Here is a 13,658-nt window from a genome sequence, read left to right as displayed (position 1 = left end):
ATGAGTAAAAATTTATTGATTGGAGCGCACACTTCTGCTGCTGGAGGAGTATTTAACGCGCTTCTGGAAGGAAAACGAATCGGTGCGACAACGATCCAATTATTTACCAGCAATCAGAAGAGATGGGAAGGGAAGCCGATCACTGAGGAGATCAAAAAAAAATGGAATGAGGCTTTGTCGGAAACCGGCCTTCGCGAGATCATGAGCCACGACAGCTATCTAATCAACTTGGGAGCGCCTTCAGTCGATGTGCTGGAGAAAAGTAGAAAGGCGTTTAAAGAAGAGCTTCAGCGTTGTCTTGATTTAAAAATTACTTATCTTAACTTCCATCCGGGAGCTGCGCTTAAGACCGATCCCCAGGAATGCCTGGATCGGATTGTCGAAAGCTTGCTTGAAACAGAACCGATGGTGGACGGCGGTCCGACCACTTTGCTTCTCGAAGCCACTGCCGGACAGGGGTCGGCTGTCGGTTATCAGTTCGATCAGCTTGGCTATATCGTCAAACGTGTAGAAAAAAGGATTCCGATTGGCGTTTGCATTGATACTTGCCACATCTTTGCTGCAGGCTATGATATCCGTGATCAGGTCGGTTGGGATCAAACGCTTGCGGAATTCGATGATAAAATCGGACTTTCTTACTTGCGGGCGTTGCATGTCAACGATTCAATGAAAGACTTGGGAAGCCGCGTTGACAGGCATCAACCCTTGGGAGAGGGAAAGATCGGCATGGAGTGTTTTAAGGTGATGATGCGCGATCCAAGATTGAAAGAGATTCCGAAGTATCTTGAAACTCCTGGAGGCCCCGATGCCTGGATCCATGAAATTGAATTACTCAGAGAATTTGCAACACGAGGGATAGGTTCATAGGTGAAAATTAACATGCGTACGAAAATTAAAGATCTCAAAAACCCGCCTAAAGGATTTCAGGAAATCATTGGCAAAGAGGTAACTATTAAAGGCTGGGTACGAACAGTGCGCAACCAAAAGACCTTCACATTCATTGAAGTCAACGACGGATCGACGTTGTCAAATTTTCAAGTGATTGCTGATCCCGAAATTCCCAATTACCAGAAATTGGCTGAGCAGTTAACGACCGGAACATCGGTTTCCATTGAAGGAGCGATTGTAGAGAGTCCAGGAAAAGGGCAGGCAGTTGAGATGCAGGCCAAATCGATCCAGATCATTGGCAGTTGCGACGTGGAAAACTATCCGCTGCAGAAGAAAAGGCATTCATTTGAGTTTCTTCGCTCGATTGCGCATCTAAGACCTCGCACAAATACTTTGGGAGCTGTTGCTCGCGTTAGGAGCGCTTTAGCGTATGCCACACACAAATTTTTTCAGGAGAAAGGGTTTATCTATGTGCAAACGCCTGTCATTACGGCATCTGATTGCGAAGGAGCCGGAGAGCTGTTTCGCGTCTCCACGCTCGATCCGGAAAAAGCCCCCAGAAATGAGCAGGGAGGGATCGATTACTCCAAAGATTTTTTCGAAAGGCCCGCGTTTCTTACAGTTTCCGGCCAGCTGAACGGGGAAATTTTCGCTTTATCTCATTCCGATATTTACACCTTTGGACCAACATTCCGCGCTGAGAATTCTAATACTTCCCGACATTTGGCAGAATTTTGGATGGTTGAACCTGAGATGGCTTTCTGCGATTTGGATATGGATATGGACAATGCGGAAGCTTATGTGAAGTTTCTTCTCCAATACTTAATGGATAATTGCCAGGAGGATCTCGAATTCTTCGATAAGTTCATTTCTAAAGGGTTGATTGATCGGTTGAAGTTGATCATTGAAACGTCGTTTGAGCGAGCCAGTTACACTTATGCGATGCGGATTTTGGAGAAATCCGGAGAAAGATTTGATTATCCGGTGCGCTGGGGACTCGATCTGCAATCGGAGCATGAACGGTACTTATCGGAAAAATATTTCAATAAACCTGTCTTTATTACCGATTATCCAAAGGAGATCAAACCTTTCTACATGCGCTTGAATGATGACGAAAAGACTGTTGCCAATATGGACTTGCTTTTCCCTAAAATTGGAGAGATTATTGGCGGCAGCCAACGAGAGGAAAGGCATGGATATCTTAAAGAGCGGATGAAAGAGGCAAAAATGAATCTCGACGATTATTGGTGGTATATGGAATTGCGCGAATATGGAACAGCGCCTCATGCTGGTTACGGCTTGGGCTTTGAGCGAATGGTGCAGTTTGCAACTGGGGTGGAGAATATCCGCGATGTGATCGCCTTTCCAAGGTATCCAGGCAAGGCGGAGTTTTAATTGGTGATGTCTGCATTTTCTCCGATTAGACCTTTTGAGAAAAAAGATCCCGTTAGCTCAAAACTGCAAAGCGATCACTGCGAAGTTGCGTTGAAAACCTCTTTGGGTACGATTAATAGCTGGAATATCAGCAATCCTGCCTACCATAAATTTTTTGCAAACGATGAAAGTCAGGTATTTGCTCAGACGGTATTAGCGGATACAAATATCGATGTGTTAAACGTGAAAATCGAAAGTCAGCTGGAAACGATTGCCAATCGCTTGCTTGACGGAGCTGTCAACATCCAGGTCATCGTTGAGGGATACGAGACTTTTTATGAAAAACTTGCAGAAAAGATTGGAGACGGGGAATTTCATCTTCTTGCTGAAAAGCCGGAAGGCTGGACCAAAACCAAAAATATTACAGGAATTGTTGTCGATAACTCTAAATTTTCCATTCGTACATCCGCTGTGATTAATGTCGACTATCAAGAAGAGGGAAGGGATTCTGTTTTGCGCGTGCCTTACGTTCATGTGCAAGAGGTCATCTCTAGGCGAGAAATGATTGTTGTTGGTGTCCATGTTCCGGGCACGGCTTCGCAATATCCTGAAAAGGGTTTGTCTGCATTGGCAAAAGTGATCGATGGCTTATGGGAAAAGCATGACAAAAAAGTGGATGTGATCGGCATCGGCGACTTTAATTCAACTCCTGAGAACGTAGCTAAGCATTTTAAGACTGTATTGGAGCCTTCGTATTGGACGCACGCCAATCCCAGATTTGCCGCTGCCAGCAAATACGATATGGCAATCGTGCGTGAAGCTGAACAAGAGTCTTCAAAGCCTGAAATGCTGCCGTCAGATGCCTTATCTGATGCCAGTCGAGCTCTTGCTAAAGGCCTTGAGTTATTGATTGTTTAACCTGTAGCAAGCAGCTGCAGTTTTCTTTCCTCCTTTGAATGGAAGAGATCGATATGTCTCTTTGTAGAGGTATAAACGATCTTTTCCGCTTTAGAGAGGTGATTGTTGAGTCTTTTTTTGCGGAACTTCAACATCCGGTTGATCTGGTCAATATTCAACAAAGTGATCGATTCTTCCCTTCCAAGTTTTGGGTCAACGTTGCGTGGCACGCACAGATCGATTAAAAGAAGGTCCGATGCCGGCTTTTGATGAAGGTCGGATTTGCTGATGATGTGGTCGCCGGCTTTCGTTCCGAAGATGACCCAGTCGAACGCTGTCCACATCTTCCTTTGTTCCCAATCGAGAATGTTGATATGGTATTTTTTGCTTGCCTCCAGAGCATTTGATTTTGTGCGGTTGCAAAGAGTGAGGTGTTTGCACCCCTTGCTTTGGAGAAAGGAGAGGATTTTGCAATTGATGTCCGAGGCTCCAATGAACAGAATATTGGCTTTTTCAGGTTTGTCGAAAAAGTGAAAGCCGGCGTTTAAAACGGCGTGCTCGAGATTGGGAACTCCTCTGCCTAGTCCCAGCTCAGAGCGGATCGATTTGCCGATTTTCAATGATTTTTGAAAAAGGTAGTGCAACTCTCTAGGAAGAATCGCTGCATCTGCTGCCTTTTCATAAGCGATTTTAACTTGTCCTTGAATTTCTGTTTCTGCGACGATTGCGCTATCCAGTCCTGCGGTTACACGGGCCAGGTGGATAAAACAGTCATGCCCGAAATAGGTGTAAAGTTTTTGATCAAAGGTTTCATCTGAGACAGGCAGATTCTCTCTGAGAATATTCAGAACATAGCTATGAGATTCGGAAAGGACATCCGAAGAAAAGTACACTTCAGTTCGGTTGCAGGTAGTCAATAGAAGGGTGTTATGCTTGCCGTGCCTTGCAAAGGTATCCCTAAAGTATTCATTGCAAACTTTTGCGAAGCTTTCCCGTAGTTTAAGGTCTGCTAATTTGTGGTTGACGCCAACAACGCCGATCTGCATTTGCTACCTCGCATTCATGAATAAAAAAAACGATTTATAGCGAATTACAAAATTGTAGACAAGAGGAGGCGCAGCTCTTCTGCAGATAACCACTTTGTATTGGTATCGGAACGGTAGGAAAACCCTTCCGGAAGAGGAGAGCCTTCTCTTCCAGACAAAAATTTTTCTAGAAGCTTTGCAGTGTTCATGAAAATTTCCGGAACGATTAGATAATGGTCGTTGAACTCCAGGGTGTGGCGCGAGTTCTCTTCGTTAATCATCAGCTCATGAAGTTTCTCGCCCTCGCGGATGCCGATGTTTTCTTGAGGAAGATTTGGAGCCATTGCATCGGCTAAATCTGTGATTTTCATGCTGGGAATTTTGGGGACAAAGATTTCTCCTCCCCGAGCAAGGGAGCTGCACTGAATGACAAAATCGACAGCCTGATCCAAGGTGATCCAAAAGCGGGTCATTCTTGAATCGGTAATGGGGAGCGATTTTGCGCCTTCATCAATCAAGCGCTTCCAAAAAGGAACGATGCTGCCTCTGCTGGCAAGAACATTTCCATAGCGCACGACTGAAAAACAAGGAAATCCTTGTGTGCCGACGTAAGCATTGCCGGCAACAAACAGCTTATCTGCGCAGAGTTTTGTTGCGCCGTATAAATTGATCGGGTTGACCGCTTTATCGGTAGAAAGGGCAATCACTTGCCTGACTTTGCAGTCAATTGCTGCGTTGATGATGTTCATTGCTCCAATGACATTTGTTTGAACAAACTCTGTCGGATTATATTCTGCGGCTGGTACCTGCTTCAAAGCTGCTGTGTGAATGACGATGTCGACTTCATTGAAAGCGCGCATCAATCGGGTGTGATCGCGGATGTCGCCAAGGAAAAAACGGATCCGGTGATCTTCAAAAACAGGATCGGACTGCTTCATCTCCCACTGCTTCCACTCATCGCGGCTAAAAATGATGATCTTTTTGCATTTGCTATTGATTATCAGTTTTTTAGCACAAGTGCGGCCAAAGCTGCCCGTTCCTCCGGTGATCAATATTCGTTTATCCTTAAAGTGCTCCATCTGCCCTTGAACCGTAATTGAAAATCATTTATTCTCTGGCTTTTATTTATATCTTTATTTCGCATTTTACTTAAGCAGTTTTCTATGGCAAAAAAATACGATGAGACCACGATCCAAACGTTAGATGCTCTTGAGCATATCCGTAAACGGACCGGAATGTATATTGGGCGTTTGGGCGATGGCTCCCACTACGACGATGGGATTTATATCCTGATCAAAGAGGTGATCGACAACTGCATTGATGAATTTATTATGGGAAATGGGAATCAGATCTTAATCACTAAAGATCAAGATTTGGGAAAAATCACTGTCAGGGATTTTGGCAGGGGAATTCCTCTTGGAAAGGTGATTGAGTGCGTTTCTCAGATCAATACAGGAGCCAAATATAATGACGATGTTTTCCAATTTTCTGTTGGATTAAATGGTGTCGGAACAAAAGCTGTCAATGCTCTATCCAGCCGGTTTCTTGTGCGCAGTCATCGAGAGGGGAAATTTGTCGAGGCTGAGTTTTCTAAAGGCAGGCTTCAGAAAGATAAAAAAGGGAAAACTCAAGAAAAGGATGGGACATACGTTGAGTTTATCCCTGATTCTGAGATTTTTAAATCTTTCAAGTTTGATGATGAATACATTGTTAAAAGGTTGTGGAATTACGTTTATTTGAATACCGGTTTGACAATCAACTATAATGGAGAGCGCATCCGTTCCGATCATGGGTTGCTTGATTTGTTAAACCAGGAAGTGTCAGAAGAAGGACTCTATGAACCTCTCCACTATAAGAGCAAACAATTAGAGTTTGCGTTCTTGCATACGCAATCTTATGGAGAGAGCTATTTTTCTTTTGTGAACGGACAGTATACCTCTGATGGGGGAACGCATTTATCCGCGTTTCGGGAAGGTTTGCTGAAAGGGGTTAACGAGTATGCCAAAAAAAATTTTCAAGGCGTTGATGTGCGCGAAGGAGTCTTTGGAACCGTAGCCATCAGAATTCAGGATCCAGTATTTGAATCGCAAACGAAAAATAAACTGGGGAATACGGAGATTCGGGCTCCTTTGGTTCAGGAGGTTAAGGAAGCCGTTGTGAATCTCTTGTTTAAGCATCCTTCTACGGCTAAAAAAATCATCGAGCGGATTGCATTCAATGAGAAAGTGCGCAAAGAGTTGTCTGCTGTCAAAAAAGAAGCAAAAGAGAAGCAAAAAAAGATCTCTTTCAAGATTCCGAAGTTAAGGGACAGCAAATATCATTTCGGCGATGGTTCCAAATATGCCGAAAAGACGATGATTTTTCTAACGGAAGGGGACTCTGCGAGTGCATCTATCGTCTCTTCGAGAGATCCTTTGACGCAGGCGGTTTTTTCTCTTAGAGGGAAACCACTTAATGTCTTTGGCATGAAAATGGATCAACTCTACAAAAATGAAGAGATGTTTAATGTGATGAGCGCATTGAATATCGAAGAGGATATTTCCAATCTTCGTTATGAGAAAGTTGTTCTAGCGACTGACGCCGATGTGGACGGCATGCATATCCGCAACCTTTTGATCACACTTTTCCTCACTTATTTTGAAGGGCTGGTTTTAAACGGCCACCTTTACATTCTGGAAACCCCTCTTTTTAAAGTGAGGAATAAAGAAAAAACGATCTATTGCTACTCGGAAAAGGAAAAAGAGAAGGCAGTGAAGGAATTGAAAAAAGGGGTTGAAATCACGCGCTTCAAGGGATTAGGCGAGATTTCTCCGCAGGAGTTCAAACAATTTATCGGCCCTGATATTCGTTTAATTCCAGTGGCTGTCAATTCTTTTTCAGATATTAAGCCAACGTTGCAATTTTACATGGGGAAAAATACTCCGGAGCGGAAAAAATTTATTATGAACAACCTTGTGAACGAAGATCAGGAATTGCTTTAAAATGGATGATATCAAGTATTTATACAAGGATAACTACATTAAATATGCTTCATACGTCATTCTTGATCGTGCAATTCCGGATGTTGTCGATGGCTTGAAGCCTGTTCAGAGAAGAATCTTGCACACCCTTTATAAAATTCATGACGGGAAATTGCATAAGGTCGCCAACGTTGCAGGGCAGACCATGGCATACCACCCACACGGTGATGCAGCGATCATTGATGCTCTGGTCAACATGGCCAACAAAGGATTCTTTCTCGATTGCCAAGGGAATTTTGGAAATATCTATACCGGAGATCCCGCAGCGGCGGCCAGGTATATTGAAACGCGTCTTTCTCCATTGGCTAAAGACACGTTGTTCAATCCGGATTTGACTGAGACGGTCTCTTCTTATGACGGTAGAAATCAAGAACCTGTTTGCCTTCCTGCCAAGGTGCCCGTTGTGTTGATGCAGGGAGCTAGCGGTATTGCAGTGGGGATGTCTACGAATATCTTGCCGCATAATTTCATTGAACTTCTCCAAGCTGAAATAGCGGTTCTTGAGGGGAAGGATTTTGAAATCTACCCAGACTTTATCACAGGAGGCATCATGGATGTTTCCGAATATGATAAAGGCAGAGGCAGGCTCAAGCTGCGTGCAAAAATCGATATCCAAGATCCAAAAACGCTTGTCATTTCAGAGATTTGCCATGGAACAACGACAGAGTCTTTGATCCGATCTATCGACGAGGCTGCCAAGAGAGGAAAAATTAAGATCGATTCGATCAATGACTATACGGCGGATAAGGTGGAAATCGAGATTAAGCTGCCGCGCGGCCATTATGCGCAGGATTTAATCGACAGTTTGTATGCTTATACTGACTGTGAGGTTTCGATCAATTGCATGTGCATGGTGATTAAGGATCATTTGCCTTGGGAAACAACTGTTGATGAGATCTTAAGATTGCATGCAGAGTTGCTTAAAGGGTATCTCAAAAAGGAGCTGGAGCTGGAAAAGGATCGGCTGCTTGAAAAGATTTTTGACAAAACTCTTGAACAAATTTTTATTGAAAACAGGCTTTACAAACATTTGGAAACGGTAAAGTCGTCTGATAAGTTGAGATCGACTGTCGCAGACAGCTTGAAACCGTTCCACGAGCAGCTTTCACGTGTGCCGACCAAAGATGATATTGAGAAACTGCTTCAGATCCCAATCAGACGTATCTCAAAATTTGATATGGATAAAAATCAGGAAGAGATCGCCGGTTTGAGGAAGGAACTGGCTAGAGTGGAAAAAGACCTGAAGAGCATCAAGCAGTTCACAATTAAATATCTAAAAGAGCTGGTTTCAAAATATCGGGACATTTACACAAGAAGAACAAGAGTCGGCGAAATTCAGGAGCTGGATAAACGGGCGATTGCAACGAAGGAGCTGAAGGTTGGAATCGATTTAAAATCGGGATTTGTGGGAACAAAAGTGTCCGGATCGGAGACAATTGAAGGAACGAATTTCGACAAGTTATTGGTTCTTTATCAGGACGGCTCTTACCGTGTGACTAACATCCCTGAAAAGGATTACGTGCACGCCAGCAACAACAAAGCTGTCTTTGTCGGTTTAGCCGATAAGCAGACTGTCTTCAATGTCGCTTATAAAGATCCGAAGTCCCATCTGTGCTTTGCGAAGCGGTTTATTATCAAGCAGTTCATTCTCGATAAGGAATACCGCTTCTTTGAAGAAGGGATGGGATTGGCGTATCTTTCTACCGAAAAAGAGCCGATATTGGAGGTGCAGTTGATCCCTAAGATTAAACAAAAAATTTCCAAAGTCTCTTTTCCTTTTTCCGATGTGCTGATTAAAGGAGTGTCAGCCAGAGGAGTGAGGGTCTCTAGCCGAGGTGTGAAAAAAATCAAAGCAGCCAAATGAATGTAGAAGTGATCCCTGATGAACAGCGAAAAGAGATCTTGCATTTATCTGTGGATGATCATTTTTTTCGAGAAATTCATACGGCGATTTTTGGCAAACATCCTAAATTTTCTTTTCAGGAAGAGAATTTACCCGAACAATTTTTTCGGAAAGAATTTGAGCGCTCCCGTTTTTTTGTTTTGAAAAGGCTCTCTCAACGCAGCTATTCTTCTTTTGAATTGCGCTTTCAGTTGCAGGAACGGCTAGTGTCGCAAGAGACAATAGAGCGTGTGATCGATGATTGCCATCATCTTGGATATCTTGATGACAAAGCCTGGCTTGAGCAGTTTATTCGGACGCAACTGCTGCGCAAGTTGGGCCCTATGATGATAGAAGCAAAGCTCTATCAAAAAAGGGTGCCAAAATCTTTCTATGAGCCTATTCTTGCAAATTTAGTGACGCATGAGGATCAAGAGAAGGCGATTAAACGCTTGATGAACACCCGTTTTCGTTCCAAAGATTTAAGAGATTTTAAAGAGAGGCAAAAAGTGTTTGGAGCGTTGATGCGCAAAGGATTTAATCCCGATCTCATCAAAGAAATTTTGGCACTTTGGCTAAATTGATAATAAACGCTTTTTCTGGTAAAATATTAATTAGAGGGATAGAGGAAATAAGGTTCTAATTATGGTTGATATTTCACCTAACACAAATTTGAACGCAGAGACGCAGAGCGCAGCTCAAGTTCAGCCTTCTTCGCAAAATGCGGCGACCGCAGAGGCATCAGCAACGGCAAATGCAAATAAGAAAAACCTGAAAGCAGAATACGACATGGATACCGTCATCAGCTCTGCCAGCGATTTAAAAGAAAAAGCTCCGGAAGTTTGGGATAAGATGATGCAAGGAATTGCTCAAAATATCATCAAAGATATGAGAGAGCGTCAAGAACGCCTGAAAAAAATGATGAGAGAATCTCGCGAAGGGTAATTTACGGATAGATTGATGTTTTCTGCTTGTTTATTTTTAGGTTTTCCCGTTGATCCATTATTCGCTGAAAAGCTCAAGAAGGTCAATCCAGCTTTGTTAAACGCCTTCATTCAAGAAGGAGGAGAGGATCTTTGCGAGATTAATTACCAGCAAATGCGCTATATTGGCAAACGTCTTGGTTCCATCATTTCTTTGGATAACTTGGAGCTGTTGGAAAAAAATATCTACAGTTTTTTGAAGCGGCTCGTTCCCGACTTTCCTTACGAGGAAGCACCTCTTTACCTGGTTTCTTTGCTTGATGATCACTCCTGATACAGAAACCTTAATGACGACTGCTGAAGAGGCGGGCAAACGGCTGGATAAAGTGTTGGCCGAGCGGTACCCAGATGCTTATTCTCGATCTTACTTGCAGTGGCTGATCGAAGAAAATCATGTGCTTCTCAATCATAAACCGGTCAAAAAAAGGGCTAAGGTGGCAGCAGGAGACAGAATCGATGTCTGCTTTGTTCTGGCTCCAGAAATTGAGCTCAAACCGGAAAAAATCTTCTTGGATATCATTCATGAAGATGAAGCTATCATTGTGGTTAATAAACCAGCTGGGCTGGTTGTTCATCCGGGAGCAGGCAACTGGACGGGAACTTTTGTCAATGGGTTGCTCTACCATTGCAAGAAGCTTCCTGAAGGGGAAACCCTAAGACCTGGTATTGTGCATCGTTTGGATAAAGAAACAACAGGGCTTTTGGTAGCAGCGAAGACGGCGGAAGCGCAGCATAAACTGGTCGAATTATTTTCTTCGAGAAGGGTCTATAAAGAGTATATCGCTGTCTGTGTCGGGAATCCGGGAAAAGGAACAGTAGACGCACCAATTGCCAGGCATCCTGTCCATCGGCAGAAGATGGCTATTGTTGAAGGGGGGCGCCGGTCGGTGACCCATTATGAAACATTGAAATATGATGTATCCCTCTCTCTTGTAAAACTGGTTTTAGAGACGGGACGCACGCATCAGATTCGTGTCCACATGAAGCAGATCGGATTTCCAGTTCTGGGCGATCCTGTTTATGGGAGCTCAGCAATGAATCAAAAATTTCAGCTTGGCAGGCAGATGCTGCATGCTGCCAAGCTCATTTTTCCCCATCCTGTTACAGGTAAGGAAATGGTCTTAGAAGCTCCAGTCCCCGATGAAATGGCAAAAGTGATGGCACGCCTTAGTTGTTTATCTGGCTTTCAATGACATTAAGAACAAATTCTCTGGAGCTTTGGCAGGAAAATTTGATCGGGTGGATCCAATGAAAATTCGGATGATAGTAATCAAAATTAGCATTTACGCCTGTTCCTCCCCAGAAGACGTGTAGCATTTCCATTTTATTTTTCTGTTCCAGGCAAAACAAAATTGTCGGAATGCTGATCTCCAGGAAGACATCCGGATTATCGAAACAGTCGCATATTTTTAGGAATTTTGATCGGTAGCAGTTTGGAAGGTAGAAAAAATCAGCCCAACTATAAGGAATGTTGCGATAGCCGAGATTTTCTTTAAGTTGTTTAGTTGAGCAAGCATCGAGTTTGTGATACGCCTGCCAAACAGCGTTGCGGCCGCAGCTTTTTTTCCACCATGGCCAGGGGTGCTCAACAGTATCAAGAGAGACTGTCCAATTTTGATGGAACCAGATTTTATCTTTGTTTAATTCCTGGAAGTTCCAAAAGCCTATAAAACAATCATCTTGGGTACATATGTAACCTCGAAAACCAGGGTACCTGATCAAGGCATCTTTCAAAACACGATGAACATGCCATCCAATACCGGTTTTTATTTTCACGACTTCCGGATGCGCTGCCTCTCCATAAAAAACAATATTTGGAAAATAAGGGGAGTAGATCTCCTTGAGAAATTCGATATTACCATAATATGGGTGGTTGAAGTTAATGATAAGGAGAATATCTTCAAAAAAAGTTTGGATTTCAGACGAATGATATTCCTGAGCATCACTTTTTGCAGAAATTTGGGATATGGAGAAACAAATGATGAGAATTAAAGATGATAATAACTTCGACATATGCTGAAGAGGGTGTTTTCAATGTAGCCTATAATAAAAGGACATTTTTTTATATTTTTTTTCCTAAAAATCGCTCAAAATACTCCTACTAGGACAAGGATTTAAGATGAAGCTGGTTGTGCAGAGAGTAAGCTGTGCCGAGGTGAAGATCGGCAATGTTTCAGTTGGTAAAATCAATAAGGGTTTGCTAGTGCTTTTGGGAATTCATCAGTCGGATACTCTCGAATCCGCGAAACGTTATGTCAATAAATTAGTTAATTTGCGCATTTTTGAAGACGATGCCGGCAAGATGAATAAGAGTGTCAAGGAAGTGGAAGGAGAGATTTTGGTCGTCAGTCAATTCACCCTTTATGGCAACAGCTCTAAGGGTAGGAGGCCATCGTTTATCGATGCCGCCGGACCGGATGCCGCTATTCCGATTTATGAAACATTTGTCCAAGAGGTCAAAAGGGAAATGGGCAGAGTCCAGACAGGGCAGTTTGGAGCTTCTATGGATGTTTCCTTGGTCAACCATGGTCCTGTAACGATGATTTTAGAAAATTTAAATAGTTAATGTTAAATTATTTAAATTTTTCTTGTTGGTAATAGAGAGTTCTGTTTTTTGCTTTTTTAGTCGCGATTAAGTACTATACGAACTAGATGGCCAATGCGCTTACGTATTGCGTCGGAAAATGAAATTTAATTGTGGAATGAGGATCGAATTATGAAAGAGTTTGTCGCGTACATTGTCAAAAACCTGGTCGACCACCCTGACAAAGTGAAAATTAATGAAATTGGTGGAACACAAACTTTGATTATTGAACTATCTGTTGAGAAGTCTGACATTGGTAAGATCATTGGGAAAAAAGGGAAAACGATCAATGCAATCCGCACCCTTTTAATGTCAGTTGCTAGCCGCAACGGTATCCGTGTCAATCTAGAGATTTTGGAAGACGGAGAACGTGTTTCAGAGGAGTCTGCAGCGGCGGGCGTCGAATAAGTGATTTAGACTTTTATATGCATCTTGCGGAAGTAGCAATATTTCCGCATTTTTTATCATCTTAAGACATAAGGATTCGTATGACCATTACTCCTTTTAACAACTCTTCAAACTCTATTCTCCATTTTGAGGGAACAGCACAGAAGGTTGGAGCCATTTTGCCTCAATCGAGCAAAATTTCTTTTGAATCAGACCTGGATAAAAAAATAGAAAAAGCTCGAAAGCACATTGACTATCTCTCCACATCTCTTCCTCATCGAAATACTCATGGTGGGAAAAGATATCGTGCAAGGAGAGCTTCCATCAATCAACAAATTCACTTGGCAAAGGAAAGATTGGAGACTTTATCGAGAGCTAAGGAGTCCATCAGAAATTCCGCTAGTCAACCTGTTCATCAAGAGACCAGCTTCTCGTATCTTAATTTTCTTTGGAAATGGATGAAATGATCGGACTGAGTAGGATTCGAACCTACGACCGTCCGCTTAGAAGGCGGATGCTCTATCCTCTGAGCTATCAGTCCATTGATGAGAAAATCAAAATCTTAGCACTAGAAGATAGATTAGTTCAAGGAATAATCTGAGAGGGTGTCTCATGCTA

The 13,658-nt window shown here is 42.9% G+C and carries 15 protein-coding genes and 1 tRNA gene; 12 read left to right on the top strand and 4 right to left on the bottom strand.

What is annotated here, in order from left to right:
- Genes WCW_RS07550 through WCW_RS07540 form a run of 3 tightly spaced genes read left to right on the top strand, consistent with a single transcriptional unit; the run spans position 1 to position 3,180 of the window.
- Positions 1-867 carry a deoxyribonuclease IV gene (locus tag WCW_RS07550; RefSeq protein ID WP_143876370.1) on the top strand — a complete coding sequence of 289 codons (867 nt, stop codon included), beginning with the start codon at positions 1-3 and terminating at the stop codon, positions 865-867.
- Between the two features lie 12 nt (positions 868-879).
- On the top strand, positions 880-2,283 hold the full coding sequence (asnS, locus tag WCW_RS07545; RefSeq protein ID WP_013182621.1) for an asparagine--tRNA ligase: 1,404 nt from the start codon (positions 880-882) through the stop codon (positions 2,281-2,283).
- A 6-nt stretch (positions 2,284-2,289) separates the two neighbouring features.
- A complete protein-coding gene (locus tag WCW_RS07540; RefSeq protein WP_013182620.1) occupies positions 2,290-3,180 on the top strand; it encodes a hypothetical protein in 891 nt (296 codons plus the stop codon).
- Here the strand turns inward: WCW_RS07540 and WCW_RS07535 are convergent.
- Together WCW_RS07535 and pseB are read right to left on the bottom strand one after the other, a co-directional pair.
- Complete coding sequence (locus tag WCW_RS07535; RefSeq protein WP_013182619.1) at positions 3,177-4,205, bottom strand: Rossmann-fold NAD(P)-binding domain-containing protein; 1,029 nt, start codon at positions 4,203-4,205, stop codon at positions 3,177-3,179. The two genes, WCW_RS07540 and WCW_RS07535, sit on opposite strands and share 4 nt — an antisense overlap.
- Positions 4,206-4,249: 44 nt before the next feature.
- Positions 4,250-5,263, bottom strand: coding sequence for a UDP-N-acetylglucosamine 4,6-dehydratase (inverting) (gene pseB / locus WCW_RS07530; protein ID WP_013182618.1), 1,014 nt, complete (start codon positions 5,261-5,263; stop codon positions 4,250-4,252).
- An 84-nt stretch (positions 5,264-5,347) separates the two neighbouring features.
- On the opposite strand from pseB, the gene WCW_RS07525 reads away from it, so the two are divergent.
- From WCW_RS07525 to WCW_RS07500, 6 genes are all read left to right on the top strand, one after another.
- Positions 5,348-7,165 (top strand): DNA topoisomerase IV subunit B, encoded by a 1,818-nt coding sequence (locus WCW_RS07525; RefSeq protein ID WP_013182617.1) that lies wholly within the window; start codon positions 5,348-5,350, stop codon positions 7,163-7,165.
- 1 nt (position 7,166) lies between these two features.
- Positions 7,167-9,068, top strand: a complete 1,902-nt coding sequence (locus tag WCW_RS07520; RefSeq protein ID WP_013182616.1) for a DNA topoisomerase IV subunit A — start codon at positions 7,167-7,169, stop codon at positions 9,066-9,068.
- Positions 9,065-9,670 carry a regulatory protein RecX gene (locus tag WCW_RS07515; RefSeq protein ID WP_013182615.1) on the top strand — a complete coding sequence of 202 codons (606 nt, stop codon included), beginning with the start codon at positions 9,065-9,067 and terminating at the stop codon, positions 9,668-9,670. Before WCW_RS07520 ends, WCW_RS07515 begins: the two co-directional genes overlap by 4 nt.
- Before the next feature lie 61 nt (positions 9,671-9,731).
- Positions 9,732-10,031: a hypothetical protein gene (locus tag WCW_RS07510; RefSeq protein WP_013182614.1), complete on the top strand. Its 300-nt coding sequence runs from the start codon at positions 9,732-9,734 to the stop codon at positions 10,029-10,031.
- A 15-nt stretch (positions 10,032-10,046) separates the two neighbouring features.
- On the top strand, positions 10,047-10,343 hold the full coding sequence (locus WCW_RS07505; protein WP_041941582.1) for a hypothetical protein: 297 nt from the start codon (positions 10,047-10,049) through the stop codon (positions 10,341-10,343).
- On the top strand, positions 10,330-11,262 hold the full coding sequence (locus WCW_RS07500) for an RluA family pseudouridine synthase (protein ID WP_013182612.1): 933 nt from the start codon (positions 10,330-10,332) through the stop codon (positions 11,260-11,262). The genes WCW_RS07505 and WCW_RS07500 overlap by 14 nt, the downstream gene beginning before the upstream one ends.
- Here the strand turns inward: WCW_RS07500 and WCW_RS07495 are convergent.
- Positions 11,237-12,082 (bottom strand): hypothetical protein, encoded by an 846-nt coding sequence (locus WCW_RS07495; protein WP_013182611.1) that lies wholly within the window; start codon positions 12,080-12,082, stop codon positions 11,237-11,239. The two genes, WCW_RS07500 and WCW_RS07495, sit on opposite strands and share 26 nt — an antisense overlap.
- A gap of 106 nt (positions 12,083-12,188) precedes the next feature.
- On the opposite strand from WCW_RS07495, the gene dtd reads away from it, so the two are divergent.
- The 3 genes from dtd to WCW_RS07480 all read left to right on the top strand — a co-directional run bounded on the left by dtd (position 12,189) and on the right by WCW_RS07480 (position 13,507).
- Complete coding sequence (gene dtd, locus WCW_RS07490) at positions 12,189-12,635, top strand: D-aminoacyl-tRNA deacylase (protein ID WP_013182610.1); 447 nt, start codon at positions 12,189-12,191, stop codon at positions 12,633-12,635.
- 150 nt (positions 12,636-12,785) lie between these two features.
- Positions 12,786-13,061 carry a KH domain-containing protein gene (locus tag WCW_RS07485; RefSeq protein WP_013182609.1) on the top strand — a complete coding sequence of 92 codons (276 nt, stop codon included), beginning with the start codon at positions 12,786-12,788 and terminating at the stop codon, positions 13,059-13,061.
- An 80-nt stretch (positions 13,062-13,141) separates the two neighbouring features.
- Positions 13,142-13,507 (top strand): hypothetical protein, encoded by a 366-nt coding sequence (locus tag WCW_RS07480; RefSeq protein ID WP_013182608.1) that lies wholly within the window; start codon positions 13,142-13,144, stop codon positions 13,505-13,507.
- A gap of 1 nt (position 13,508) precedes the next feature.
- Here the strand turns inward: WCW_RS07480 and WCW_RS07475 are convergent.
- A tRNA-Arg gene (locus WCW_RS07475) sits at positions 13,509-13,581 on the bottom strand.
- Positions 13,582-13,658: the final 77 nt, after the last annotated feature.

Source organism: Waddlia chondrophila WSU 86-1044, assembly GCF_000092785.1.
Lineage (GTDB): Bacteria > Chlamydiota > Chlamydiia > Chlamydiales > Waddliaceae > Waddlia > Waddlia chondrophila.
This window is presented reverse-complemented; position numbering and strand designations above follow the sequence as displayed.

Bases quoted from the DNA above. Each gene is read 5' to 3' on its own strand.
- WCW_RS07485 (WP_013182609.1), top strand. From the start codon at position 12,786: ATGAAAGAGTTTGTCGCGTACATTGTCAAAAACCTGGTCGACCACCCT.
- WCW_RS07505 (WP_041941582.1), top strand. From the start codon at position 10,047: ATGTTTTCTGCTTGTTTATTTTTAGGTTTTCCCGTTGATCCATTATTC.
- asnS (WP_013182621.1), top strand. From the start codon at position 880: ATGCGTACGAAAATTAAAGATCTCAAAAACCCGCCTAAAGGATTTCAG.
- WCW_RS07515 (WP_013182615.1), top strand. From the start codon at position 9,065: ATGAATGTAGAAGTGATCCCTGATGAACAGCGAAAAGAGATCTTGCAT.
- WCW_RS07480 (WP_013182608.1), top strand. From the start codon at position 13,142: ATGACCATTACTCCTTTTAACAACTCTTCAAACTCTATTCTCCATTTT.
- WCW_RS07510 (WP_013182614.1), top strand. From the start codon at position 9,732: ATGGTTGATATTTCACCTAACACAAATTTGAACGCAGAGACGCAGAGC.
- WCW_RS07535 (WP_013182619.1), bottom strand. From the start codon at position 4,205: ATGCAGATCGGCGTTGTTGGCGTCAACCACAAATTAGCAGACCTTAAA.
- WCW_RS07495 (WP_013182611.1), bottom strand. From the start codon at position 12,082: ATGTCGAAGTTATTATCATCTTTAATTCTCATCATTTGTTTCTCCATA.
- pseB (WP_013182618.1), bottom strand. From the start codon at position 5,263: ATGGAGCACTTTAAGGATAAACGAATATTGATCACCGGAGGAACGGGC.
- WCW_RS07550 (WP_143876370.1), top strand. From the start codon at position 1: ATGAGTAAAAATTTATTGATTGGAGCGCACACTTCTGCTGCTGGAGGA.
- WCW_RS07525 (WP_013182617.1), top strand. From the start codon at position 5,348: ATGGCAAAAAAATACGATGAGACCACGATCCAAACGTTAGATGCTCTT.
- dtd (WP_013182610.1), top strand. From the start codon at position 12,189: ATGAAGCTGGTTGTGCAGAGAGTAAGCTGTGCCGAGGTGAAGATCGGC.
- WCW_RS07520 (WP_013182616.1), top strand. From the start codon at position 7,167: ATGGATGATATCAAGTATTTATACAAGGATAACTACATTAAATATGCT.
- WCW_RS07500 (WP_013182612.1), top strand. From the start codon at position 10,330: ATGATCACTCCTGATACAGAAACCTTAATGACGACTGCTGAAGAGGCG.
- WCW_RS07540 (WP_013182620.1), top strand. From the start codon at position 2,290: ATGTCTGCATTTTCTCCGATTAGACCTTTTGAGAAAAAAGATCCCGTT.